The sequence below is a fragment of the Tateyamaria omphalii genome, from assembly GCF_014651375.1.
Lineage (GTDB): Bacteria > Pseudomonadota > Alphaproteobacteria > Rhodobacterales > Rhodobacteraceae > Tateyamaria > Tateyamaria omphalii.
Window position 1 is genome coordinate 435,899 of record NZ_BMWT01000002.1, and the last position, 24,330, is coordinate 460,228.

The following is a 24,330-nucleotide window of genomic DNA, read 5'->3' on the forward strand; positions in this document are numbered from 1 at the left end:
GTGTAAGCCTCATCGCTGCGGCAGGCCTCGTAGCCTCCGGCGGTGGTATTTTCGGTCAGAAGAAACATGTTCACGAGAAAGCCCCCCACGACCAGCCGGGACGCTTTTCGCTGATCTTGTCGCAAATCTCTTTCGGAGGTTCGGTCACTTGCGCGGAATAGGTGCCAAAGACTTCGAGGGTCGTCGTGCAGCGTGCAGCATGAAACCACTTGCCGCAGCCATAGACATGGCGCCAGCGTTCGAAATGCACACCCTTGGGGTTTTCGCGCATAAACAGGTATTCTTCGAAGTCGCTGTCCGTTGATCCGGGCCCGAAGCGTTTTAGATGCGCCTCGCCTCCGGCGTGAAATTCGGTCTCTTCTCCGGTCTGACCACAATAGGGGCAAGTCAGGATCAGCATGGGCGCACTCCGATCACTGGAGCGGACATGCAAAAGGCGGACGTCCGAAGACGCCCGCCTGATGCGGTCCGAATAGTTTGGGAGGTGTTATTCGGTTGGCATCGCCGTGCCTGTTGTACCGGTCGTGTCGGTTGCTGCCGGCGTGATGGCATTCTGCGTTGGGCCGCCTTCACCACCGCCCGAGCCAACGGAGCCGAGCAGTGCGAGAAGTGCCACAACGGCGACAATGACCGCGAAAGAGATAAGGAGCCCGCGGCCCGACACGCCGTCGCCACGATGGATATTCGGGTTTGGATAGTCTGACATGTGTAAGCCTCCGTTCTATGGGCTTCCATGTCATCACGCAGGTGCGCTGGCGCAATATCAGGGACCTTGGGTCTGAAAAACGGGCTGAGCACAGCCGGTTTTGCACCAAAACAACGGCTGCATCCCGCCGGTTTTGCGATTTTTCGTGACCCAACGGTGATTTCTGTGCAAGTGTCAAGTAAAGTTGACAGGAGGTCACTATGGATCATACGACTGGCGCCATCCTGATCTTTGGCGCAATTGCCGCGGGTGCCATCATTATGTTTGTTCTGGAACGCCGGGCAGCCGCCAAACGGCTGGAAGCGCGTGGTGGACGGGAAATCGACGTTGCCAACTTGATCGCATTTGGCTCTGCCGCTGGCGAAGGGAAGAAAACGCACGAGTGATGCGCAAGCAGGACCGAACACGTCCTGCCAGACATCCAGCCCATCGCGTTGCATGACGTCCTGCATCAGTGCGCCACCCCTGCCGCAACGCTTTCATCAATAAACCGCCCTTCGCGGAACCGGTTCAATCCAAATTCGTCCGTCAGCGGGGATCGCCCCTTCGCCACCAGCTCGGCCATGGCCCAGCCTGATCCCGGGATCGCCTTGAACCCGCCCGTGCCCCAACCGCAGTTGATGAACACACCCTCTACGGGCGTTTTCGACAGGATCGGTGAACGGTCCCCTGTCACATCTACGATCCCGCCCCATTGGCGCAGCATCTTCAGACGTGACACCATTGGAAACGTCTCGATCAATGCGCGTACTGTTTCCTCAATATGATGGAAAGATCCGCGCTGTGTATAGTTGTTGTACCCGTCAGTACCGCCGCCAATCACCATCTCACCCTTGTCGGACTGGCTCATGTAGCCGTGCACTGTGTTGGCCATGACCACCACGTCCATGCAGGGTTTGATCGGTTCGGATACCAGCGCCTGCAGCGCCACGGATTCGATGGGAAGACGGAAACCCGCCATATCGGCCAGATGCCCCGAGTGCCCCGCAACGACAACACCCAGCTTGTCGCAATCAATGGCACCCTTGGATGTGTCGACACCAACGACCTTGTCGCCTTCGCGCCGGATTGCCGTGACTTCGCATTTCTGGATCACGTCCATGCCCATGTCAGAACATGCCCTTGCATAGCCCCAAGCGACCGCGTCGTGACGTGCCGTACCCCCGCGCGCTTGCCACAAGCCACCAAGAACCGGGTAGCGCGGACCATCCAGATGGATGATCGGCACAAGTTCCTTAACCTTCTCGGGACCAATAAACTCGGTCTTCACCCCTTGCAGTGCATTTGCGTGGGCCGTGCGCTGGTATCCCCGCACCTCGTGATGTGTCTGGGCCAGCATGATGACGCCGCGCGGGCTGAACATGACGTTGTAGTTCAGATCCTGACTCATCGTCTCGTACAGCGAACGCGCTTTTTCATAGATCGCAGCGGACGGATCCTGCAGATAGTTTGAGCGGATGATCGTGGTGTTTCGCCCAGTATTGCCGCCGCCGAGCCAACCTTTTTCAAGGATGGCGACGTTGGTGATCCCGAAATTCTTGCCGAGATAGTAGGCGGTCGCCAGGCCGTGCCCACCTGCCCCAACAATGATCACGTCGTATTTCTTCTTTGGTTCGGGTGCACGCCATGCCCGCTCCCACCCTGTGTGGTAACGCGCAGCCTCTCGGGCGATGGCAAAAGCAGAGTATCGTTTCATGGGCAGCCGTCCGGACCGTGGAATCGCAAAGCGTATACGTGCGGTTTTAATCGCCTTTGTCTTCAAAAAAAGGGGCAGCACCGGCGGCGTTTTTTGACGGATTTGCGACACTTGCCGACACCTGCGACATCACGGGTATGCCAAGCACCCTTTTGCTGACCTCGTGCAGGGGTTAAATGACACCGAACGAACAGATGTGGTGCGCATGGTTTTCTGGACAATCACGGCCTTGTTGACGGTTGCAGTGCTGGCCACTTTGGCACGCGCGATGCTGCGCGGGTCTGTTGGCGATCGCCCGCCCGCGGCTTATGACTTGGATGTGTACCGCGACCAGTTGCGCGAGGTTGACCGCGATCTGGCACGCGGCGTGGTATCGGAAACAGATGCCGATCGCATCCGTACAGAAGTGTCCCGGCGGATCCTTGCAGCCGACGCGGCGCTCCAAAAACATGCGAAAAGCACGGCGCAATCTGGTGGATTGGTCAGCCTTGCATTAACGCTCGCGATTGTCGTCGTTGGGTCATATGCCATTTACACGCAGTTGGGCGCACCGGGATATGGTGACCTCGCTTTGGCCAACCGGATCGAGGCGGCACAAATCCTGCGTCAGGAACGGCCCAGTCAGGAAACGGCAGAAGCAAGCCTTGAGGCATCCTCCCTCCCCCCGAATGTCGACCCCGACTATGTGGTCCTCGTTGAGCGGCTGCGACAGGCAGTTGTGACGCGGCCAGACGACATCCAAGGCCACGAATTGCTCAGCCGTGCCGAAGGTCGCCTGGGCAACTTTGCAGCCGCACACGCCGCAAAAGCACAGGTTCTGCTCCTGAAAGGAGACCAGACAACAGCAACCGATTTTTCGGAATACGCCGATCTACTGATCCTGGCAGCTGGTGGTTATGTCTCGCCCGAAGCCGAGGGAGTTCTCGACCGCGTGCTTTCCATGGACCCGGCAGATGGACCTGCACGCTACTATTATGGGCTGATGATGTCACAAACTGGGCGCCCTGACACAGCGCTGCGCATTTGGGATCAGCTGCTGCGCGAAGGCCCTACCGATGCACCCTGGATTGAACCGGTCACAGCACAGATTGAGCAGATGGCATTTCGCGCCGGTGTGAACTACGCCATGCCCACAATTGGCTCCGGCAGAGGTCCGTCCTCGGAACAGATTGAAGCGGCAGAGGGGCTGAGCCCTGCAGAACGGATGGAGATGATCCAGGGCATGGTCAGCGGCCTGTCCGATCGCCTCGCAACCGAAGGCGGACCCGTCGAGGACTGGGCACAACTTATCTCCGCCTTGGGTGTTCTGGGCCAAATGGATCAGGCCAACGCCATCCTGATCAATGCCCGCGAGGTTTTTGGTGACGACCCTCGCGCCGCAGACGTTCTGAGCCGAACCGCTGACCGCATAGGGCTGGAATGATCACGGACGACACCGACGCGTTTTTGGCGGCACTGCCTCCGATGCAAGCCTTGATGGGGCTCGATCTTGGTGACAAGACCATTGGCGTTGCCGTGTCAGACACATTCTGGTCTGTTGCCACACCGCTTGAAACGGTTCGCCGCAAGAAGTTCGGCGTCGATGCCGAACGCTTGCGCGCCCTTATTGGTGAACGGAACGTGGGCGGCCTCGTCTTAGGCCTGCCCCGCAACATGGATGGCAGCGAAGGCCCACGTTGTCAGTCCACACGGGCCTTCGCGCGCAATTTTGAGAAGCTTTGGGATGGTCCCATCACCTTTTGGGATGAGCGGCTAAGCACCGTGGCTGCCGAAAAAGCGCTTCTTGAGGCGGATACGACACGTAAACGTCGCGCCGAGGTCATTGATCACGTGGCCGCCGGATATATCTTGCAGGGACTGCTGGACAGGCTGGCGGCGATGAAGAGGCAGGCATGACAGACGTTCCCCGTTCCCTTGTATGGAACCGCGAAGAAATCGAAAGCCCCTGCGTGCAGATCTGCGTCATTCATCCCGAGACGCGGCTGTGCACGGGCTGCGCCCGCTCGATCGATGAAATCGGTGGCTGGAGCAGAATGAGCGCAGACGAAAGACGCATCATCATGGCTGAACTGCCGAAAAGGGACGCGGCGCCAAAGGGTCGGCGTGGTGGACGTGCTGCCCGGTTGAAGCGGTAGCACAAAGTGACGCAAATCTGACCGCTCTTCGACGTGGGCGCGATCCAAAACACAACGGCCTCAGCATGCGTGTCGTCAGGCTTGGTTGAGCCAATCCGCGGGATTTGGGAATTCAGGTCGGAAAAATGCGATCATTCGCCCTGCGTCATCCGCCCCCTCCCACGGTGCTGTCCCATGCACGGCAAAGCGGTGGATCAGGAACGACTGGCCGGGCTTGGCCCGGATCGGAACCATCTCGCAGCTGTCAAAAACACTGCGCCGTGCCGCTTGGTAGGCGTCTGTTATGTCCACCTCACGCGGATCTTGGTCCGCAATGGCGTTCTGAAAGGCGTTCTGCATGATCTTGTGACTGCCCTTCCATACGACTGTGGGCGCGGCGGGCACATCATTAAGCGGCAATCCAAGGATGTAGGCGTGGACTTCCCGGGCATAGCGCCTCCGCCTGGCTCCTTCGGGCAACAATCCATCGACATGCCCAGCCATACGTTTGATGCGAAACAGATGATTGGCTTCGCTTTGATCGGCATCACGTTTTGGGTATCCTGGGTACACAATCGATACCTGGCCGAAATGCAAGGGCAATTCTGGCACTTGATTTTGCCAAGGACCGGCAAGAGGCACGCTGGAAACACCGCCATCCGCGTCGTTTGGCAAGACATCCACGCCGACAAACCACGTATCGCCGTGCCGTAGATTGCGAAGCCGAGTTTCCGGATCATTGACGAGCCCAGTGGCCACCGCTTCGGCAGCTGAGGCCCATCGCGCCGTGCGATCATCGTGATCAAAAACCACGAAGCCATCCGTATCGATCATCCCCACAACGCCTTGCGCAACATATTCAGCGCAACCAACACAAGGAAAACGGCGAATACCCGTTTGAGAGGACCCGGATCCATCGCATGTGCCAACCGGACACCCAACGGCGCAGTCACCAAGGTCATCGCGATGATAACCGCAAATGCGACAAGGTTTACGGCACCAATCGTGTAGGGTGGCACGGGCCCATCAAGCGACACCAGCAGAAACCCGATGACCGATGGGACAGCGATCAAAACACCAAAGCCAGCTGCGGTAGCGACTGCGCGGTGGATCGGCACGGAAAACAGGCTCATCAACGGTACGCCAAAGCTGCCACCGCCAATGCCCATCAGAACCGACAGAAATCCCATTCCCGGCGACAGAGCCGCCCTGCCCGCTCCGGTTGGCATGGCAGGCCCCAAACGCCAGCTTGCGCGGCCAAACCCCATGTAAAGCCCGACGATCAAGGCAAGCACCCCGAAAATGGCTTGCAGTGTGGTGGTGCGCAACTGTGCCACCAACAGCATGCCAAGCACCGCCCCGATCACGATGCCGGGTGCCCAGCTACGCAAGATGTCCCAATCAACGGCACCTTTCTTGTTATGGCTCATGACCGATCGAACGGACGTGACGATGATTGTGGCAAGAGATGTGGCCAGACACATCTGCATCAGGTCCGGCCCGCCATAGCCAAGCGTCTGAAATGCGTAGAAAAACGCGGGCACCAGAACGATACCGCCACCGACACCCAGCAGCCCCGCGAGTACACCGGCAAAGGCACCAATCACGGCCAACACGATCAACATCTGGATCAGAAGAATGGTGTCAGGCATCGGCAGCTCCCGCTTAAGGTCGCGTGGTGCTACACCGCTTTCGCTTCGGGGGCCAGAGCGGTCACGTGCCCGAGGGCGGCTTCAACCAATTCCGGTCCTGCTCCGCCCTGCGTCGCACCTTCACTTAGAGTGCGCCGCCATCCACGCGCACCCGGGCGCCCTGCGAAAAGTCCCAGCATGTGACGGGTGATTTGATGCAGGCGACCGCCTTCGGACAGGTGCCTTTCGATATAAGGCAACATGGCCGCCACGGCGTGCTCTGCGGTGCTGTCACAACCCGATCCAAATATACGCCGGTCAGCCTGGGCCAGAACATCCACCGGCTGGTGATAGGCCGCTCGACCAACCATCACACCATCAAGTCCACTGTCGAGCAGTTCTTCGACCTGATCCAATGTCGCAATGCCACCGTTTATCGAAACGTGCAGGTTCGGAAACAGACCTTTCATCCGCTGCACCAGATCATAATCAAGCGGAGGAATGTCTCGGTTCTCTTTTGGGCTTAAGCCTTTAAGCCATGCTTTGCGGGCATGGATTGTCACCCGTTCGCACCCGGCCGCTACGATCCGCGACAGGAACTCAGGCAACACCTCTTCAGGGTCTTGGTCATCTACGCCAATGCGACACTTCACGGTCACGGGCACATCGACTGTATCACGCATCGCCGTCACACACTCTGCAACCAGTCCCGGATCGCGCATCAAGACCGCCCCGAAAGTGCCGGATTGCACACGATCTGAAGGACACCCACAATTCAGATTGATCTCATCATACCCAGCTTCTGCGCCCAGGCGTGATGCCTGCGCGAGCTCTCGTGCATCGGACCCGCCCAATTGCAATGCAACAGGATGTTCTGCAGGATCATGATCCAACAGATGCAACGCGCCACCACGCACAAGCGCAGGCGCCGTCACCATCTCAGTGTACAGAAGCGCTTGCCCGCTGAGCTGACGATGCAGGTAGCGGCAATGGCGGTCTGTCCAATCCATCATCGGCGCTACCGACAGCCGGGCGTTTTTTGTCACATTTATGGGTTTCATGATTCAAGCGGGCGCTGACTTGTGTACGGGAGAGCCGCATGCTGCACCCTAACTGAAGGCTCCAATACAATGCCAAGGGCACAACGCGCAAACGGAAAGCCAACACGAAGCACGCTGCCCACCATCAGTTCACAGCAGGCATCCGTAAAAAAAGCGGCGCCCTTGGAGGCGCCGCTCAACCGCATGGTCATCCAAGATCGGAGTGCTTCAGAACAAGAAGTCTGCAGCGTCCAAATCAGACAGGTTTACACCGGACAATATGATCGAGTTTCCATTACCTGTATCAATCACAACATCCTGACCAACCTGCGTGGCCGCACCGGACGTCGCGCTGCCCAAGTTCAGATCAGCGACACTGTTGATTGTCGAAAGACCGCTGAAATCGATCCGCTCGAAGTTGTTCAACGCGTCGAAATCTCCGATCGTGTCATTGCCGTGCCCATCAACGAAGATGAACGTGTCGGCATTGAAACGACCGAACAGTTCGTCATCCCCTGAACCACCATTGATCGTATCGAAGCCGGAGCCACCATTTATGGTATCATTGTCGGCGCCGCCAAAGATGAGGTCGTCGCCGCCGCCGCCAAAGAAGTTGTCATTGCCAGCTTCACCGAACAGCGTGTCATTTCCGAAGTCACCAAACAGCCCGTCATTTTCTGTGCCGCCATAGGCGATATCATTGCCATTTCCGCCAAAGAGCCGGTCAAGCCCTTGGCCTCCGATCAAGGTGTCTTCGCCATCACGACCGTAGACATTGTCGGCCTGATCACCACCATCGAGGAGATCGTTGCCGTCACCACCGTCAAGCATGTCAAAGCCACCTTGGCCAGCGATTGTATCGTCACCTGCCTCGCCCCAAAGCCCATCAATGGACAGCCCGACATTTGTCCCGCCGAAGATGACATCATTGCCGGCACCCCCATAGGCGCGGTCGGCGGTTTCGCCACTCATAATGGTGTCGTCTCCATTCCCACCGAACAACTGGTCAAACCCTTGGCCACCTTCAATGCGATCGTTGCCGTCGCCACCAAAGAGAGAGTCGGCGCCGTTGTCACCCCTTAGGGTATCGTTGCCAGCGTCCCCCCGCATGGTGTCAAAACCGCCGCCACCGATCAGCATATCGTTGCCAGCGCCACCATCGATTTCGTCGTTGCCATTGGTGCCATTCAACTGGACACCTGTGACACCTTCGGCCGTGCCAACAAATGCATCCGCCGCGCGGTCTTCTTCCCACCAGGCTGGATTGTTGATGTTGAAATCCAGGATCTGGTCCCAACGAACGCTTTCGTCTGTCAGGGTGCGCAAATGGCCCCAGCTTCCGTATTGGTTGGGTGTGTAGACGTCAACGAATGCGTTGAACATCGTTCCGCCTGCGTCGCGCCATCCTTCAAGAAGGATTTCGTACAGTTCGCCCATCTCGTCGGTATAGTTAAGATAGGTGAAGAAATCGGTCAGTTCCTGATTTCCGACCCAAGAGCCAACACCAACAACGTGCGAACCACCTTCATACATCACAAGATCTAGGCCGTATTCCTCGGCCACACCCGCATGATAGGCGAAGACAGTGTTGATAATGTGGGCAAGCGAGTTTTCGGTGTCACCTGTGACCGAACCATCTCGCAACTCTTGTATCGCAAGCTCGGTGGCGTAGTCATACCGATGTTCCGCGATGTATGCATCACGGGCAGCACCGCTCAGACCCAGATTGTTGGCAGCCGTAACTGCGCGTGCTTCGCTTTCATCAATCCAGCCCAACACAATCCCGGCTTTTTCGTCATGCCCGAGCCCTGCGCTGAAATAGCCGGTGATCGCGTAGCTGTCGAAGAATGTGTACGGCGCAGGATTGTCGGGATTTTCCGACCGCCACAGCGTTCCGTTGAGCATATCCTGCTCAAGTCCCATCCAACCGGCCTGGAGGCCAAGAACCAGATCCAGACGTGCGTCAGCCTGATCGCCGAACACAGAGTCCCAGATTTGCGCCATTTCTGTCGCACGGAGCGTGGCGTACTGTGTCCAACCAAGGTCTGTACCCCAACGTTCGCGACCTTGCTCTTCGGCCCAGATGGCCTGCTCGAACTGCCAGTTCCAGACCTCGTTCGAAAACTCGACATAGGCGCGCAGATCTGGGTCTAGGTTCGCTTCGACATACTCTGCGAATTCGCGCATGTATTCGTCAGTTGCGAGGTGAGGCATGTTAAACCAAGGGTCAGCACCAACCTGGTTTGCAAGTTCCACCATGATCTCAAGCGGAACGCCTTCGACGCCCCATGAAAAATCGTTCACCGAAGGGCGATCTGCCCATTCAGATTGTTCGGAATCGTTGGTTTCCATCCAATCCATGTAACGGAGCGAACGGAAGTCACCGATTTGTTCGAGCCAAAGCGGATTAAAAATCTCTCCGCTTTCATACGCTTCGATGTGATCCTCTTGAACAACCGACACATTGCGAATGTTGTTGCCGGTGCCATTTGGATCCGTGTCTTCGATCGTTACAAGAACCGGGCCCGGGCTCGGCGTGAAATCAAACCAGATCTCACCGTCGCCATATACAACGTTGCTTGCGCCACCGCCACTGATGACCAATTCACCTTCGCCTTCGTATGTGACGCGGTACCGCCCCGCAGTGTAGTCGGCAGTTTCCGCGGGCAGATCCGTGAGGATCAGTGACGAAATGGCCCCTACCCCGGGTGGCAGGTCAGTTGGCCACCCATTCTCATCAAGGTACCCGCCGGCCTCGAGCTGATCAAATGACCACCCGCCCCATTGACCTTCAATGTGTCCGATCCATTCCCGTCCCGTCTTCATCACATCAAGGAAAGGCTGCTGTACGGACCAGTCGTTCACACCGGCCAAGCCAATGGCAACCGAAGGGTTCAAGACTGCATCGCCGGGCAAATCAGGCGATGTTGGTGGTGTCGGTGGCTGTGGATTGGGCGTTGTAGGTGCGCCGCTCACGGTGACTGTAACCATAGCGGTATCCGTATCACCGTTTGCATCTGTAATGGTGTATGAGAATGTGTCTTCCCCGGAGAAATCGGCATCAGGCGTGTACACAAGCTGTCCCGCCTCGATATTCACGGAGCCATTCGCCGCGTCACCAACAGCCGAAATGGAAATGCCATCACCGTCCCGGTCGACATCATTGGCGAGCACGTCGATCATGACAGCATCGCCTTCATCAGTCGCTGCCGCGTCCTCGTTCGCGTCCGGGTCGAGATCAACTGGCGGAGGGGGTGTCACGCCGCCACCGCCACCATCTGCAGTAACGCCGGATCCTTCATAGGTTGTTACGGTGTTCCACGCGATCTCTTGGAGTGCCTCGGCCATTGCCTCGGTTGGAACACCGGAAATCCCAGCCAGCTCAATCGGCAAGTTCCGTGGATCATCACCATAGATCGTGGCGTACTGAACCATGGTCACGAAGTAAGTGCCAAGATCGTTCGGGTGGATATCATCCGAAAAGAGCTGGTTGATGCTGGTAAGGCCCGGCACAAGACCAGCCTCGATCCGATCATGCAGCATACCCATCGCCTGACCAACCGGGATCAGCATAACCTCGGGTTGCCCTGGCGCGAGGCCTGAGTTCACACTGTCAACAATGCTTTCCCAACGGGCCAGATCATTATCAATTCGATCACGCCAAGGGATGTGGTCTTCGGTGTCATGCGGAACCGCGATACCCGTACCACTGTTCAGCGAGTGCCATGTTTCATACACATAGACGCGTGCGTCAGGATTGTTCGATACAGCCAAATCATAATAGTTGCGGGCGTACGTATTCGTGTCCGAGAACCTAAGATGGTTCAAGAGCGGCAGCCCTTCGGTCATCACAAGAACATCGTAGTTGCCACTGGGCAAAACCTCACGTGCATTCACACCTTGTGCGTCAGCTCCGTGTTGCCATTGCCAAGTAAGGGGGGCGCCGTTGATAACCTGTGCATCAACATCACCCGTACCCCCCCTGCTGCCTGCAGCAGCATCCACCATGTTGGGCATTGTTGGCCCAACAAGACTATGGCCAATGAACAAAACATCGGCGTTCATATCATACTGACTCATGCTCTCTGCATCCTCTGAACAGTCCATACCGAAGGAGCTCGGCGCAATTCGCGAGCGTCCGTGTTAGCGTTAAAGTTGGAATATTTTTTGACGTGAATGTGGCAGCCAAAAGGGCATGCTGCCGCTCCACGACATCAATCGGTCTTGATCAGAAAATCAGGTAGATCGCTCGCACGAAATAAAGCGAGTGATATGTACGCTTAGATTAGACGTTCTTCATCTGGTACCTGCACGTTTGGTTTCTTGCCTCGGGGTTCGTTACCAGTCGGGTCCGCATGCCTCAATGAGGACAGCCAGACCGTCTCGGATAGCGGCAGATTCCTGCCATTTTTACGGATTACCGCTCATTCCTTGCCTCTTTCTGCTGCTCTGAACGTCGATTGAATTCGCGTCCGTATTTTTGCCTACGGTAAAGTAGGGTGATCGTCATTCAAGACAAATCTTTTAACGCAGGTAAGATCACAGGAGCGCGCAGGCGCGCTGTATCTACTGTCAGATGGCGGATCCCTGACCGATGCAGAGATAGATTCAAGCCGACACTTTGTCATCGATGGATACCAACGCGCCGCGGCCCGCTCTCCCCCCCCCTGATGACATGCTTTGATCTTGGTCGTGCAAAGACCGGGCGATTCGCTCAAGCCAAGCAGTTTATTGCATTTGGCGAGACCGGAGGTTGAAACAATCGCGTTTGACGAGTGGCAATGACCTCAGGCGCCATACAATGCTGCCAAAAACTACAACCTTCACTTGTGCACAATAGTACCAGCAACTGCGACCAAAACGCGGATTCAGGCGATATGTGGACAAATTTGCCCCAAATAAGGGCAGCTCAATCCAGCCTTACTAGCAAGGGTTGTTTTTATTAAAATTCTATTAACACCCCCTTGGGGATCGTATAAAGTCTGTCAGGTGAGCGGGTTTTCGCTCGAGTAAACAGTGAACGAGATTGATTAAAGTCATTTTAAGTGCCGCCGGAGCGCGCAAGCGTTTCCCGGCGGAGATCTAAATTTTGTGTGTAAATTGGTATCTGGGGGTTTGGTTATGAAAACTAAACGACGAAATTCGATTTTAGGCGTCGGTTACAGTGCTGCAACATCAAGTGGCGTAGCCAGTGTACATGGTCGTACAGACCGATCATCAGCAGATCGAGGGAACGGGATCTATGCGGCTGGCTTCAAGCGTGTGCTTGATGTGACAGTTGTATTGATGGCGATGCCCTTCGTTCTGCCGTGGATTGCACTCGCAGCTCTTGGGATTGCTCTGAGCGACGGCGCGAACCCATTCTATTCGCAAGACCGCGTCGGTCGGGACGGTCGAGTGTTCCGCATGTGGAAGCTTCGGAGCATGGTTCCGAATGCAAAGAAACTGTTGGAAGCACATCTCGGTGCAAACCCGGATGCGCGGCGCGAATGGGACGCTTATCAAAAGCTACGTCACGATCCCAGGATCACGCCTATCGGACGTATCATTCGCAAGACTTCGATCGATGAACTGCCGCAGTTGTTTAACGTTCTGATCGGGGACATGAGCCTCGTCGGGCCGCGACCGATTATGACTGAGCAGAAGCGGCTGTATCCCGGGTCTGCGTACTTCCGTCTGCGCCCAGGCATTACCGGGTTCTGGCAGGTGTCGGACCGCAACGATTCCACTTTTGCTGAGCGGGCACATTTCGACACCCGTTACGAAAATGAGTGTACGTTCATAGTGGATCTCAGCATTATGGCACGCACTGTTTCAGTGGTCGTCAAAGCAAACGGGCACTGACGTGCATACGCGGGGCGCATTGCAGTTTCGCTAAGTGTCGCTATAGGGTGACTCCTGAACATATTCTGACGTTTCAGGGCGCATACAGCGCCCTGAAACCTCTCAAATCGTGATACAAACAGTGACGGCCTGCGAAAGACGGGGCGCATTGATCGAGGGATTGAGCATGACAATACGGCGTCTCATTTTGCTGTCCGCTTGGTTTTTGACGTGCATCACCTCATCGGTGATGGCACAAAACTACCGGATCAAATCAGGTGACACTATCCTGATCGAAGTGTCAGAAGACACAACGCTGAACCGCGAATTGTTGGTGACACCCGGTGGAATGATCACTTTTCCACCCGTTGGTCAGGTTCGCGCCAGTGGTCGTACTCTGAAGCAGATTGAAAGCGCGCTCTCAACTGCACTGCGTCCAAACTTTGCAGAGACACCCAATGTGTTCGTATCGCTGCGGGCACTCCGTCCTCGCATTCCGCGCGAACCGCCGCTGCCCGAAGAAACAATGACTGTCTACGTGACCGGCGAAATGAACACGCCAGGCGCCCTGCAAGTCCGCCTGAAAACCTCCCTATTGCAACTTGTGGCCGCTGCTGGCGGACCCACCCGCTTCGCAGCGACAAACCGCATTCAATTGCGCCGCGCCGACCCCAAAACCGGTCAAGAACGGCTGTACCAATTCGACATCGAGCAAGTGTTGAAGGGCCGCGGCTCGGCCCCTGCATTCCTCGTCAAGGAAGGTGATGTTCTGATAGTTCCTGAACGGCGCCTGTTCGAATAGGACCATAGGCTGGTGGCGGACAATGTGATCATCGGCTGGCGCAGGGCACTGGGTCTTTCGGCCTTGTTTGGTCTCGCACCAGCGGCGGCAGTACCGCAGGACCTTGGTCCGGGTGGCCTGCAATATCGTTTCACCGCCGCGCAAAGTTTCACTGCGGAAACCGATTTTGCACTCCAGTCATTGGGTTCGGGTGGTGCAGGGTTCGGCGCAACCGAGCTCGCCTTCGGCATCTCGAGCGAAACACGCACCCAAAGAATTGCTCTGACCGCTGGTACGACGTTCAGATTGGCCCCATCATTCACGCAACCGGGGTCGAATGATGCGTCTGACCCGTTTGTTCAATTCGACTACCGTCGCGATGCAGCCCGTTCAGGTTTGCAATTCTCTGCAAGCCACATGCGCGATGCGATTGCTTTCACCGACGTGTACACCGGCGTCATCGGGGATGACGGTACATTGCTGCCATTGAGCGCTCCCGATGACTTTGAAGGTGCGGGTACGCGCAGCACATCCGTCGTCACGGCCCGAATGGACACGGGGCGTGATATGCCCTTGGCCTTTGATTTTGGCGTTTCGGCCATCCTGACGGAGTATTCTGAAACCACGGACCCAGACCTCGAAGACAGCTTGAGCGTATCTGCAGATATCGGCGCCCGCCTGGCCCTTTCCTCTGCTGTAACGGGGCGGTTTCGATTGGAAGTCGCATCAAGAGAAGAAGATGATCTCGCCGACACCAGGTCAGAGAGCACAAGCCTTTTGTTTGGTGTTGATTACGAACCGACATCCACTTTCAGCCTGTCGGCAGAACTGGGACCAATCTGGGAGCAGGAACGTTCGTTTGGCATCACCACTGATGACACAGGGCTGACCGGATCACTGTCCGCTGTCTGGTCCCTGCCCCAGTCTGAACTCAGCCTGTCATTCTCGGGAAGTGACGTGGCCGACGACAGTTCTTTTGCGACGTCGCTTGATTGGTCCCGAACAAACCGCAATGGGCTTTTCGTTGCGCGCGCCAGCTATGACGTCGCCCCGGGCGATGCCACTGACCCCGAGGAAACCACAGCTTTTCTGGGCATGGGGTATCTTTTTGAACTGAACTCACTGTCACAACTGGGGCTGGCCCTTGCGTTCAGTTCAACCGATACTGAAGGCGATCCCCGAAGCGAACCCTCCTTTTCAATTGGCGCCAGCTACCGTCGCGATCTTGGTCGCAATACTGCGTTACACACAGGCTACGAGTTCAGAACAAGAGACGAGATTCTTGATGGCTCTTCGTCGTCACACAGCATCTTCATGCGGGTGACCTTTGATACCGAAGGGCTCTTCTAGTCCCTACCCTTTTGGGGCCTCAGTTCGATGCGGTTCCCAGCAACTCCAAACCATCATTCGTCACATCCGTCACGATGGCCTCGAAGTTTGGGCTGATCTGGGTCCCCAGGTACAAAACGCCGATGCAGAACAGCACGAACAGCGCCGCACTGACCAACTGTCGACCAAACCCCAGAGCGCTTCCCCCGGTACTGCGTATCTCGGGAATAGACACAACTGGCATAAGTCCCGTTCGGTTTGCCACGGCATGGGTGGTCCGGAGAACCGGGTTCATCAGCTCTAGCAGGAAGCCGATCACAAGCGCCAACAGGCCGGACACGCCAACGCCCAACAGCATGGTACGCGTTCGACTTGGGCCAACTGGAAACTCTGGCACAATTGCTGGTTCCAGCAACCTCATACTGTCCGACTGCCGTGCCTCGATCAGCATCTGCGCATTCTCCGCCTCCGCCAACTGGCTCGTGGCCACCGCATAACGCTCTTGGACGCGGGTCAGTTCCAGCGTCAAAGACCCCAGCTCGATCTCAACACTCGGCGCTTCGGCCATCGCGATCTGCAAATTGGCCAAACGTTCGGATATGATCTCTTTCTGGCCATTCAGAAGCTCAATCTGGCTGTCTATGTCTGCCAGAAAACGCTCTCGCGCCTCGGCGCGTAGCGCATCCGCACGCCCATTAAGGACTTCAATTTGCGCTTCCAACCGTGCGATATCGGGGTTGGTCGGAGCGAGCAAGCGACGCGCCTGTGCCAACTCGATTTCAAGGGTACGCAATTCTGCTTCAAGTGTCGTAACGGGGCTATCAGCCGAAGCGCCCAAGCCTGCGGTGCTCAAAACTGACCGTGTCCCAAACGTATCGAACACGCGCCGCTCTCGCTGCAGTTCCTGTACTTCCCGTTCGATGGTCAGAAGACTTTCCTGCAACCGCTGGGACTCATCGCGGCGGAATTCCTGCCCCTCGGGCAGCGCTTCCTGGTTGCGCTGCTTAAAGCTTGAAATTTGCGCCTCGATTTCACGGCTTTCCTTTGCAATCCGCACCTCCTGCTCTTGAAAGAAAAGCAGCGTTTCGCTGGTCCGTTCTGCGACCGACCGGAAAGTGTCATCGACAACGCGCCGTGCAAATTCGTTGGCAAGATCGGCAACGATCAATGGATCGTTCAACCGCACAGTGATCAGCATCGCAGACAGTCGTCCATCGGATCCAAAGCCACCAGATTGAACAGCTGCAACCTGCTGGAACGTGGTCGCCTCGCGCAATGCTGCTACACGTTCGACCATCGTCAGTTCACCCATATCAGTGAACAGACCATACCGTTCGATTATCTCGGTCAAACTCTCACGCGCCATCAGGCGCTGTTCGATCAGCTGCACCTGCCGCGCACCGCTGTTGGGCTGAACCGTTATCCCTGCGTCCCCCCCAGGGGTATTTGGTGTGTCAAATTCGATGACCGCCGTTGTTTCGTAGACGCGCGTCATTTCGACAACAACGATCATCGTTGCAACAACACCGAGGAAAAACACGGCTGCCATCACCCAGAAACGGCGCAGGACCATCCCAATGAAATCACCGAAAGACTGAATCGGTCCCATGGATCAAGCTCCCTTGCCGCGATTAAGTACAACGCCAATCAAGCGGGTTCGGTCCTTCAGCAGCGTTTCAACAGCTGTGATTTCGTTCGCCTTCGTGCGTTGGCCGTCAGCGACAAGCAACACACCACCCAATTGCGGGGCAAGTGCGATCAATTCGTCGCTGCGCAGGATCGGAGACGTATCCGCAATGATGACATCAGGCTGCAGAACCTGCCGCACCTGATCAATAATGCCACCGTTCGAAACGTTCTGGAGCCGTTCGCTCGCATCATTGATCGCGTGCGTCGTGTAGCCAAGCGCAAGGTTTTCACCAAGCCGGACAACTTTCCTGGGAATATCCATTGTGCCACCAAACGCACTGAAATCATCAACGGTTTCCGGCACCCCCAGACGTTTCGCCAATGAAGGATGCCCCAAGTTGAGATCCAAGAGTACAGTGCGCAGGTTTTTCTGTTTGGCCATGGAGAAGGCCAGGTTCATAGCCAGAAACGAACTTCCGCACCCCGCTGTCGCACTGGACACGGCAAAAGCATCGAACTCATGTGTCTTCATCGCTTGCAGAAGTTGCGTCCGAAGCATCGCGATAGGCTGCGATGCAGCCTCTGATGTTTGAAGTGCTACGATCCGTTGGCGCCGCAAAATAGCGGGAGACGGAACTGACAGTTCAAGTTGGGACCAGATGTCGTTTGTCAAAGGTCGCCTGATGTCCTGTTTGGGCATCCGTTTTTCATCGTTGCTTCCATTTACTCGGCTAGCGCTGCGGCGAAACTCAATACCCGATGCCGCACCAGGGTCTCTAAATAGGTCCGTCATGCGAAACACCCGCTTCCCGTCTTTCCCCTTCCCTCGCGGTTGAGTTCACCATGCAAAATGCACACCCCGCTTTGCCCGCGGGCGTAACGCGCACCCTTCCCCGGGATGAACGCCACATCTTTGTAAAACGTTACAGCCAAATGCCGTTTCGGCCAAGTCGCAAGGAAAAAAGCGTTAATCATGTAATCTCAGAACCCAAACAAGTTTGCCTGTGAAATCGACCGTTCGATGAAGGTCTGCTTGTCGGATTCGGGACGCCAGCCAAGCACGTCCTTGGCCTTGGCGTTCACAAAGGGGGACAGATGCGCGCGGCTCTTCCAATCCGCGAGGGATGGTCGGATCAGCCCAGACTTTCGTAGCGCGTATTTCTTGAGAAGGTGTTTGAATGCATCCGAGGCGTAGAATGCGAGCAGGTTTCCGGAGCTGACCCGGATACGCGCACCAAGCGCATCATGAATTGCATCGAAGTAGCCGCGCGCCGACAGCATCGGTTCACCAATCAAGTTGAAGGACTGTCCAACAGCAGCGTCAGTGTCGATCATTCGGACCAAGCCGTCGACCACATCATCGTTGAGCACGAAAGGCAGAATGTTGCGGCCATGGCCCCAGATACGGACAGCACCCGCACCATGCCACCGCCCAATACCCCAGTGTTGAAGCGGCCCCCCCTCGCCGACAACGATTCCCGGGCGTGCAATCACCAGCGGCAACTCCCGATCACGGTGCATTGCCATCAACTGGCGTTCGCATTCAGCCTTCGACCGCGCATAGAGATTGCGGTCTGACATGTCCTCTGGGAACTCGACATCCTCGGTGATTTTCCGTGCGGGATCACTCATATCGTAGCTGGCAATCGTGCCGGTGTAGACCAACCGCTTGACCCCAGCGGCAAGCGCCGCGTCGGCGACACCAGTTGCCACGCCAACATCGTTCTTCAGGCAGTCTTCCCAAGTTTTGTCGAGCGATTTGGCCAGATTGAACACCACATTGATGCCCTGCATCGCTTCGGTCAGGGCGGCTGTGTCGTGTAATGATACGCCAACGGTTTCCACAGTATCCGGCAAATCCGGGAAGGGTCCCGTCCGGCCACGGCTGACAACGCGCACATCGTGGCCGTCACGCACCAAGCGACGTGTTAGTGCACGTCCAATGAAACCCGTCCCTCCAATCACCATTGCAGTTGGTTTAGGTTTGCGCGTTTGCACCGTCGGCGCCGCAGGTTTGAGTTTTTCGTCGGGCAGCAGCGCCAATGCATCATCGAGGGCTTGCATGACGGTCACGGCCGTATCGCCAGAGAAGCGTTGATCCGGTTTTTGCGAATTGCCAAGGCTGTTGTAGATCGCCGCGTTCATGCCGCGGAAACTCAATCCATATGGCGACTTGGCATTTAGCGATCCGAGTTGCCGCGTGGCGTTTCGCATGCCTTCACGCAGGTGCTGCCAGCCCATGTCACTCTGCCGCCTCAGCGGATTGATCACCAGGTCTGATGCGTTTTCCCTATCGACGATCAATGTGTCCGCTGCATAGTCGAACCGTGCCCGACCCGAAGACCCACGAACGGTAACGGACCGATCATCAACCGTTTCGACAAGGGCGATGTCAAACGTCAGGTTGACATGCCCTGCCCGCGCCAGAATACGCCAGCCTTGGGGGCGTGTATCCTCTCCCGGCAAGTCAATAGGATGCGAGAGCTCGGCGTGCAGAATGTCCGGCTTGCCAAAGAGATCTACCGCAAACCCCATTAGGTGCGGCCCAAGTTCCAGCAACAGGTTCTTGGGTTCACGCAGCAACCAAATACCAAACGGCCCGGACCGCAGCGGCGCGAGTGGAAAACACCATTTGATATCAACGCCTGACACTCGGCCCAGATCACCCTTCTGCATCATCTGCTTCAATCGGGCATAGGCAGGCATTCCAAGAAAGTTGTGACCCGCATGAAAGCGGCGATCTGCCTTTTGCGCGGCCGCTTCTATTTCCCGGGTCTCGGTTGCGCTCTCGGCGACAGGCTTTTCTACAAGAACGTGCAATCCGCCCTGCAAACACTGAATAGCAAGCGAATGATGAAGGTGCGGCGGCGTGAGGATGTGAACGGCGTCACAGGTTCCGCTCGCGATCAGATCGGCAACAGAGGTAAACGCCGCAATACCATACCCTTCGGCAAAGCCGCGCGCCGCACCCTCGGACACATCGCACACAGCAGCAAGTGTGACGCCGCTGGTCGCACGGAGCGCATCAGCATGCCATGTCGCAATATAGCCTGCACCGATAAGCCCCACCCGGGTATTGCCGTTCGCCATGTCGTAAACCTCTTATTTGTACTCGATAATGCGCATTTGCGCCTGACGCAGGCGTCGCCAATGAAAGACAGCCATCCCGATGACATTCGGGAATTTGGACAATGTCAGCAGAACGGCGTGACGCTGCGCTTCTGCGCGTGGCAAGCTCTCTCGTACAAGACCTTGTACCGTGCGCACATAGCTTAGCCCGTAGGCCGCCAGTGCAAGGATCAAAATCCACCAGCTAAAAAAGCCACCGATGATGGCGATCAACGGAAGAACCAGACCATAAACGAGAACACGGCGGCGTTCGCTGACGAAGTAATCTGGGTGCAGGTATCCAACTTGCGCAAACCCATGCCCGGTTCGGATCGCCCGCTGCCACCATTGGCCAAAGCGGGTCATCGCGGCATCGTGGCGGGTCATGTCCATCGGGATCCGCTCAAGCCTCCATCCGGCCTTGCGCAGCCGTGTGCAAAACTCATCATCCTCCGCCGCGATCACGGTGGGGTCGAACCCTCCAACTGCCGAAACGGCCTTCGCGCGTACCATCATGTCGCCACCACACGCCAAGATCTCGCCCGCGGGTCGATGCCATTCAAAATCGCAAAGTTGATTGTACAGCGATGCATCCCGGTGAATTTCGCACCGCCAACCCGTCACAAGACCCAACTGGGGGTCAGCTTCCAGATGCGCGCGTGCGGCATCAATCCAGCCCTCGACCAATCGGCAGTCACCATCAATAAACTGCACAATATCTGGCTTGGGACTAGAGGCCATCAGCGCGTCGAAACCAGCGTTGCGCGCACGGGCCGCGGTGAAGGGGACACTCATATCCAATTCCACGACTTCCGCGCCGGCTTGTTTCGCGGCATCGACACTGCCATCGGTGGAACCACTGTCGACATAGACAACGCGGCGCGCAGCCCCCTCCAACGACGCAAGGCCCGCGACAAGGCGTTCGCCTTCATTCCGACCAATCAAAACAACATCGACGGGTGTCATGTGATGGCCTCGGGGCGTTTCTCGATGGTGCCACTGTCCATAGCGTAGTTTTCAATGATCTGCGACAGCCAAGCGGCTTCCTTGCGCATGTCATACCCGACACTGACTTTGCTGCGCCCAGCTGCTCCTAGCGAGCGACGTTTGTCGGGTTCAGACAGCAGTTCCGACAAGGCTTCAACCAAGGCATCTGCGTCCCCCGGAGCGACCAACCGCCCGTTCTTACCATCCTCGACCAGTTCGGGCACGCCTGCAATCTGCGTGGTTACGACGGGGACCTGCGCTGCCATAGCCTCCATCAACACAACTGGTACACCTTCGGCAAAACTTGGCAAAACAAACACGTCCGTCCGGGCCAGCTCGGCCGCGACCTCATCTTGCGACTGATACCCCAAAAACGAAACCACGTCGTTTAAGCCTTCGGCTCTGGCACGTGCCTCCAATGAGGCGCGGTCTGGTCCATCACCGATCAATGTGAGGTGCAATTCGGGATGCAGGTCGCGGAGACGACCTATTGCATCAAACAGCACCGGCACACCCTTCACCCCGGCAAGCCGCCCGACGAACAACAGGCGGTGGCCGTCATGTGATGGCGGGTCCGCGTACCGTTCCGGATCGATACCACAATGGACGATGTGAAAACGCGACCAATGGTTGGCATCCGAGAAACACATCAACTGCGATCGGCAAAATTCACTGATACAGGCAACAAAGCGGGCGTTTGCCGCCTTTTGATCAATGCGCCAGTGATGTGGTTCGAAAAAGATGTCCGGTCCGTGAATGGTGAAACTGTACGGCAAACCGCTCAGTGCGTTGACCAGCATCGCGACAGTGCAGGAGGCCTTGGCAATATGGTTGTGCAGATGTTCGACGCCTTCATCGGCCAGATGGGCCGCCAGCACACCTGCCTCGGCGAAGTAGAACAGCTGAAAAAGCCGTCCCCGCACGCCTTTGGGAGCCGTTGACCACGACAGCCGAAGGGCAGAGAGATATCGGCCCGGTGTTTTCATCCAGCGCAAATGCGCCCTGATCAACGTTACAGGATTCTTGGCTGTCTGAAGAACCTGAAACGTTCGGGCGTGTTCAGCGCGCTGCTCTGGGCCAACCAAATGTTCGGGCCCTGTCCGACGAATTGAGCACGTTACCACCTCGTGCCCCAGTTCCCGCAAGGCAGCCACTTCGCGTTGAATGAAGGTGTCGGACGCGCGAGGGTATTCACCCGTAAGGTAGGCAAGCTTGGACAACCGGCTCATTGTTGTGCCTCGCTCAAGGCATCACCCATCAGGGTTTCAAACGGAGCTGATTGGGTGAACCCAAGACTGCTGTGCAGCGCTGTATTCGAGTACCGCATCGGCCCCATGCGCCAGCGCAGAACAGCTGACCTGAGCAGGCCCGGCCTGTTGCGCCAAATTGGTCCGACGACGCGGCCAACGGCATCCAAAACACGCCAATGCACGGGAACAACAAATCGTGGCCAGCCAGATTCAGCGAACGCTTTCAGGAAACGGTACCGATCCGGGCGGTCATCATCGACAACATTCAATACCACTGCGCCATCAAAAGCCGCAGCATCGGCAATTGAACGTGCCACATGCTTGACATGAGCAAGCGGCAGTTCACCGGCACCGCCAAGGCGCAACAACACCGGCCCTAACCCGGCGCCGACATGAGCGTTCCATGCTCTGCCCGGCCCATACACGATACCTGGCCTTAGAACCGTCAGATCAACTCCAGAAAGTTCTGCACAAACAGCTTCCTGCTCAAGCTTGCCACGCACGTAGGCATCCCGGGCCAATGCCGGTGTCTCAAGCGGAGTAACTTCGTCAAGGATGCGCTTGGCATCAACAGCCAGCGGATCATACACCGCCAAGGAACTGACGAGAACCAGCCGGGATAATCCGGATTGGGCGACGGCGTCGCACAGATGACGCGTACCTTCGACAGTGTCACGTGCTTGGCGTTCCGCGCTGCCCGACATGGCTGCGGCGCAATGAACGACCGTTTCAACGTTTTCCAGCGCGTTTACAATCACGGGCACGCAATTTGCGTCGGCCAAATCGGCGCGCACTGGATAAATGCCCGCGTCACCTGCCCATGTTGACGGCAGTGCAGTTCGATAAAGGGCGACAACCGCATGGCCGCGCGCGCGCAGTTCAGCAAGGGTTGCGGCACCGACAAACCCGGTGGCACCGGTCAACAGAACTGTGCCTAGAGCGCCCATGGCATCGGCTCCATCCGCTCTGCTGTTGTCGTCATCAACTGTGCACCACCCGTCTGGCCAGCATTCTGCATGGCCAACGTCACTTCGGTCATATGCAATGCGTGGTCGTTTGACAGTCGTGAGCTTCGCCCCGTTTTGATCGCTTCAAGGATTTCAGCGGGGCCAAGCATGAAGTTCATGGCCGCCGCACCCCAACGTTTGACCTTTGGATGGGTCGTACCCGGAATCCGGATGCGGCGCTTGAATGGAAGCTCCATGAGGCGGCGGCGCAGGGTCACACGCTTCGCGAAATGCACCTTGGCACCATTGTCCCAGGCAGCATCGCACCCCAACACTCCCCTATCGCCGATAATGCGGATCGAATGATCATGCGGTGCCACGATCGAACAAGTCAGACGCGCGACAGGACCGTTTTTGAAAAACAGGGTAGCAGTCGCAAAATCCGGAGCCATAGGCCCCTGTCCGGTCTTGTCTGGTATCGTCTCGGCAGACGCAGCAGTGACGCTTTGCACGGATCCAAACCACGATATCAACCAGCTCAGATAATAGCCCGCATGTTCAAGTGTGCACCCCACGCGAAACTCATCTTCATAAGGCCAAGGCGCGCCGCTCTCTGACATCCATTTGCTATATGCGGCCTGTGGCACAAAGCCGTCATCAAGCTCGGCATAGATCAACCGCGGTGTGCCCGCGACATCATGTCGAAGTGCGTGCCCCAGCGTCTGCGCGGCCTCGCCCAGAACGGAACAAGGCGCGGATGCAAGCATAAGAGACTTTTCCTCAGCCAAGGCATGCAACGCCTTTGCATCATCCAAATCCGTGGCCAGCGGTTTTTCAGAGTAAACATGAAAACCGGCCTCGAGACATGTACGGTTTACCTCGAAATGTGCTTCGGGATTGGTCAAATTCAGAATCAAGCCATCGCGTGGATGAGCATCCAACAGCGACGCCAGATCGGGTTGAGAAGGCACGTTCCAATGCGCGCAAAAAGCGGAAAGGCGCGCGGAATCGCGGTCATAGACTCCCATGACCTCAATGCCGTCCATGGCTTGAAGTGAGCGCATGTAGAGGTCGGCGACGAAACCGCACCCGATCAGGGACACCATATGTGTCATTCAAAGTGCTCCCGAGCATGGGGCAGGCTCTCCCGAGCACGTCCTGGAGAAATGATAAACTGCATCAAATTTTTCAATCAAAATAAATTGGCACAATTACGGCACCAGCACGGCATTTAGTACAATGACGTCGCGAGAATGGACTGCGACAGAAACACTTTTTGGCCTCAATGA

General features: G+C 56.8%; 21 protein-coding genes. 7 read left to right on the top strand and 14 right to left on the bottom strand.

Annotation, left to right across the window (positions count from 1 at the left end; genetic code table 11):
* Positions 1-70 precede the first annotated feature (70 nt).
* Both IE087_RS07785 and IE087_RS07790 read right to left on the bottom strand, forming a co-directional pair.
* Positions 71-400 (bottom strand): sarcosine oxidase subunit delta, encoded by a 330-nt coding sequence (locus IE087_RS07785; protein ID WP_189368742.1) that lies wholly within the window; start codon positions 398-400, stop codon positions 71-73.
* Positions 401-487: 87 nt separating this feature from the next.
* Positions 488-706, bottom strand: a complete 219-nt coding sequence (locus IE087_RS07790) for a hypothetical protein (protein ID WP_189368743.1) — start codon at positions 704-706, stop codon at positions 488-490.
* A gap of 200 nt (positions 707-906) precedes the next feature.
* Here IE087_RS07790 and IE087_RS07795 point away from each other — a divergent pair, with 200 nt between their 5' ends.
* A complete protein-coding gene (locus IE087_RS07795; RefSeq protein ID WP_189368744.1) occupies positions 907-1,092 on the top strand; it encodes a hypothetical protein in 186 nt (61 codons plus the stop codon).
* A 65-nt stretch (positions 1,093-1,157) separates the two neighbouring features.
* Here the strand turns inward: IE087_RS07795 and IE087_RS07800 are convergent, their stop codons facing one another.
* Positions 1,158-2,402, bottom strand: a complete 1,245-nt coding sequence (locus tag IE087_RS07800; protein ID WP_189368745.1) for a sarcosine oxidase subunit beta family protein — start codon at positions 2,400-2,402, stop codon at positions 1,158-1,160.
* Between the two features lie 205 nt (positions 2,403-2,607).
* Here IE087_RS07800 and ccmI point away from each other — a divergent pair, with 205 nt between their 5' ends.
* Genes ccmI through IE087_RS07815 form a run of 3 tightly spaced genes read left to right on the top strand, consistent with a single transcriptional unit; the run spans position 2,608 to position 4,537 of the window.
* Positions 2,608-3,825: a c-type cytochrome biogenesis protein CcmI gene (gene ccmI / locus IE087_RS07805; RefSeq protein WP_189368746.1), complete on the top strand. Its 1,218-nt coding sequence runs from the start codon at positions 2,608-2,610 to the stop codon at positions 3,823-3,825.
* Positions 3,822-4,298: a Holliday junction resolvase RuvX gene (ruvX, locus tag IE087_RS07810; RefSeq protein WP_189368747.1), complete on the top strand. Its 477-nt coding sequence runs from the start codon at positions 3,822-3,824 to the stop codon at positions 4,296-4,298. The genes ccmI and ruvX overlap by 4 nt, the downstream gene beginning before the upstream one ends.
* Positions 4,295-4,537 (top strand): DUF1289 domain-containing protein, encoded by a 243-nt coding sequence (locus IE087_RS07815; protein ID WP_189368748.1) that lies wholly within the window; start codon positions 4,295-4,297, stop codon positions 4,535-4,537. The genes ruvX and IE087_RS07815 overlap by 4 nt, the downstream gene beginning before the upstream one ends.
* A 75-nt stretch (positions 4,538-4,612) precedes the next feature.
* Here the strand turns inward: IE087_RS07815 and IE087_RS07820 are convergent, their stop codons facing one another.
* The 4 genes from IE087_RS07820 to IE087_RS07835 all read right to left on the bottom strand — a co-directional run bounded on the left by IE087_RS07820 (position 4,613) and on the right by IE087_RS07835 (position 11,267).
* A complete protein-coding gene (locus IE087_RS07820) occupies positions 4,613-5,350 on the bottom strand; it encodes a hypothetical protein (protein ID WP_189368749.1) in 738 nt (245 codons plus the stop codon).
* On the bottom strand, positions 5,347-6,168 hold the full coding sequence (locus tag IE087_RS07825; RefSeq protein ID WP_189368750.1) for a sulfite exporter TauE/SafE family protein: 822 nt from the start codon (positions 6,166-6,168) through the stop codon (positions 5,347-5,349). The genes IE087_RS07820 and IE087_RS07825 overlap by 4 nt, the downstream gene beginning before the upstream one ends.
* 29 nt (positions 6,169-6,197) lie before the next feature.
* Complete coding sequence (gene dusA / locus IE087_RS07830) at positions 6,198-7,208, bottom strand: tRNA dihydrouridine(20/20a) synthase DusA (RefSeq protein WP_189368751.1); 1,011 nt, start codon at positions 7,206-7,208, stop codon at positions 6,198-6,200.
* A 207-nt stretch (positions 7,209-7,415) separates the two neighbouring features.
* Positions 7,416-11,267 (bottom strand): Ig-like domain-containing protein, encoded by a 3,852-nt coding sequence (locus tag IE087_RS07835; RefSeq protein WP_189368752.1) that lies wholly within the window; start codon positions 11,265-11,267, stop codon positions 7,416-7,418.
* 1,041 nt (positions 11,268-12,308) lie between these two features.
* Between IE087_RS07835 and IE087_RS07840 the strand changes: the two genes are divergently transcribed.
* The 3 genes from IE087_RS07840 to IE087_RS07850 all read left to right on the top strand — a co-directional run bounded on the left by IE087_RS07840 (position 12,309) and on the right by IE087_RS07850 (position 15,141).
* The gene (locus IE087_RS07840) at positions 12,309-13,031 is read left to right on the top strand and encodes a sugar transferase (RefSeq protein ID WP_189368753.1); all 723 of its coding nucleotides are present in this window, start codon (positions 12,309-12,311) and stop codon (positions 13,029-13,031) included.
* A gap of 166 nt (positions 13,032-13,197) precedes the next feature.
* The gene (locus IE087_RS07845) at positions 13,198-13,812 is read left to right on the top strand and encodes a polysaccharide biosynthesis/export family protein (RefSeq protein ID WP_229801309.1); all 615 of its coding nucleotides are present in this window, start codon (positions 13,198-13,200) and stop codon (positions 13,810-13,812) included.
* A 12-nt stretch (positions 13,813-13,824) separates the two neighbouring features.
* A complete protein-coding gene (locus IE087_RS07850; RefSeq protein WP_189368755.1) occupies positions 13,825-15,141 on the top strand; it encodes a hypothetical protein in 1,317 nt (438 codons plus the stop codon).
* A 19-nt stretch (positions 15,142-15,160) separates the two neighbouring features.
* On the opposite strand, the gene IE087_RS07855 is transcribed toward IE087_RS07850, so the two are convergent.
* The 7 genes from IE087_RS07855 to IE087_RS07885 all read right to left on the bottom strand — a co-directional run bounded on the left by IE087_RS07855 (position 15,161) and on the right by IE087_RS07885 (position 24,156).
* The gene (locus IE087_RS07855) at positions 15,161-16,729 is read right to left on the bottom strand and encodes a GumC family protein (protein WP_189368756.1); all 1,569 of its coding nucleotides are present in this window, start codon (positions 16,727-16,729) and stop codon (positions 15,161-15,163) included.
* Between the two features lie 3 nt (positions 16,730-16,732).
* On the bottom strand, positions 16,733-17,308 hold the full coding sequence (locus IE087_RS07860; protein ID WP_189368757.1) for a P-loop NTPase family protein: 576 nt from the start codon (positions 17,306-17,308) through the stop codon (positions 16,733-16,735).
* Between the two features lie 422 nt (positions 17,309-17,730).
* Entirely contained in the window at positions 17,731-19,839 is a 2,109-nt protein-coding gene (locus IE087_RS07865; protein ID WP_189368758.1) for an NAD-dependent epimerase/dehydratase family protein, read from the bottom strand.
* Positions 19,840-19,851: 12 nt separating this feature from the next.
* A complete protein-coding gene (locus IE087_RS07870; protein ID WP_189368759.1) occupies positions 19,852-20,823 on the bottom strand; it encodes a glycosyltransferase family 2 protein in 972 nt (323 codons plus the stop codon).
* On the bottom strand, positions 20,820-22,073 hold the full coding sequence (locus tag IE087_RS07875; protein WP_189368760.1) for a glycosyltransferase: 1,254 nt from the start codon (positions 22,071-22,073) through the stop codon (positions 20,820-20,822). Before IE087_RS07875 ends, IE087_RS07870 begins: the two co-directional genes overlap by 4 nt.
* Positions 22,070-23,041 carry an NAD-dependent epimerase/dehydratase family protein gene (locus IE087_RS07880; protein WP_189368761.1) on the bottom strand — a complete coding sequence of 324 codons (972 nt, stop codon included), beginning with the start codon at positions 23,039-23,041 and terminating at the stop codon, positions 22,070-22,072. Before IE087_RS07880 ends, IE087_RS07875 begins: the two co-directional genes overlap by 4 nt.
* Positions 23,029-24,156 (bottom strand): Gfo/Idh/MocA family protein, encoded by a 1,128-nt coding sequence (locus IE087_RS07885; protein ID WP_189368762.1) that lies wholly within the window; start codon positions 24,154-24,156, stop codon positions 23,029-23,031. The genes IE087_RS07880 and IE087_RS07885 overlap by 13 nt, the downstream gene beginning before the upstream one ends.
* Positions 24,157-24,330 lie beyond the last annotated feature (174 nt).

Excerpts from the sequence above, each read along its gene's own strand:
- IE087_RS07875 (WP_189368760.1), bottom strand. The coding sequence starts at position 22,073 with ATGAGCCGGTTGTCCAAGCTTGCCTACCTTACGGGTGAATACCCTCGC.
- IE087_RS07880 (WP_189368761.1), bottom strand. The coding sequence starts at position 23,041 with ATGGGCGCTCTAGGCACAGTTCTGTTGACCGGTGCCACCGGGTTTGTC.
- IE087_RS07885 (WP_189368762.1), bottom strand. The coding sequence starts at position 24,156 with ATGACACATATGGTGTCCCTGATCGGGTGCGGTTTCGTCGCCGACCTC.
- IE087_RS07860 (WP_189368757.1), bottom strand. The coding sequence starts at position 17,308 with ATGCTTCGGACGCAACTTCTGCAAGCGATGAAGACACATGAGTTCGAT.
- IE087_RS07870 (WP_189368759.1), bottom strand. The coding sequence starts at position 20,823 with ATGACACCCGTCGATGTTGTTTTGATTGGTCGGAATGAAGGCGAACGC.
- IE087_RS07820 (WP_189368749.1), bottom strand. The coding sequence starts at position 5,350 with ATGATCGATACGGATGGCTTCGTGGTTTTTGATCACGATGATCGCACG.
- IE087_RS07835 (WP_189368752.1), bottom strand. The coding sequence starts at position 11,267 with ATGAGTCAGTATGATATGAACGCCGATGTTTTGTTCATTGGCCATAGT.
- dusA (WP_189368751.1), bottom strand. The coding sequence starts at position 7,208 with ATGAAACCCATAAATGTGACAAAAAACGCCCGGCTGTCGGTAGCGCCG.
- IE087_RS07800 (WP_189368745.1), bottom strand. The coding sequence starts at position 2,402 with ATGAAACGATACTCTGCTTTTGCCATCGCCCGAGAGGCTGCGCGTTAC.
- IE087_RS07785 (WP_189368742.1), bottom strand. The coding sequence starts at position 400 with ATGCTGATCCTGACTTGCCCCTATTGTGGTCAGACCGGAGAAGAGACC.
- IE087_RS07825 (WP_189368750.1), bottom strand. The coding sequence starts at position 6,168 with ATGCCTGACACCATTCTTCTGATCCAGATGTTGATCGTGTTGGCCGTG.
- IE087_RS07845 (WP_229801309.1), top strand. The coding sequence starts at position 13,198 with ATGACAATACGGCGTCTCATTTTGCTGTCCGCTTGGTTTTTGACGTGC.
- IE087_RS07840 (WP_189368753.1), top strand. The coding sequence starts at position 12,309 with ATGAAAACTAAACGACGAAATTCGATTTTAGGCGTCGGTTACAGTGCT.
- IE087_RS07795 (WP_189368744.1), top strand. The coding sequence starts at position 907 with ATGGATCATACGACTGGCGCCATCCTGATCTTTGGCGCAATTGCCGCG.
- ccmI (WP_189368746.1), top strand. The coding sequence starts at position 2,608 with ATGGTTTTCTGGACAATCACGGCCTTGTTGACGGTTGCAGTGCTGGCC.
- IE087_RS07790 (WP_189368743.1), bottom strand. The coding sequence starts at position 706 with ATGTCAGACTATCCAAACCCGAATATCCATCGTGGCGACGGCGTGTCG.
- IE087_RS07855 (WP_189368756.1), bottom strand. The coding sequence starts at position 16,729 with ATGGGACCGATTCAGTCTTTCGGTGATTTCATTGGGATGGTCCTGCGC.
- IE087_RS07865 (WP_189368758.1), bottom strand. The coding sequence starts at position 19,839 with ATGGCGAACGGCAATACCCGGGTGGGGCTTATCGGTGCAGGCTATATT.
- ruvX (WP_189368747.1), top strand. The coding sequence starts at position 3,822 with ATGATCACGGACGACACCGACGCGTTTTTGGCGGCACTGCCTCCGATG.
- IE087_RS07815 (WP_189368748.1), top strand. The coding sequence starts at position 4,295 with ATGACAGACGTTCCCCGTTCCCTTGTATGGAACCGCGAAGAAATCGAA.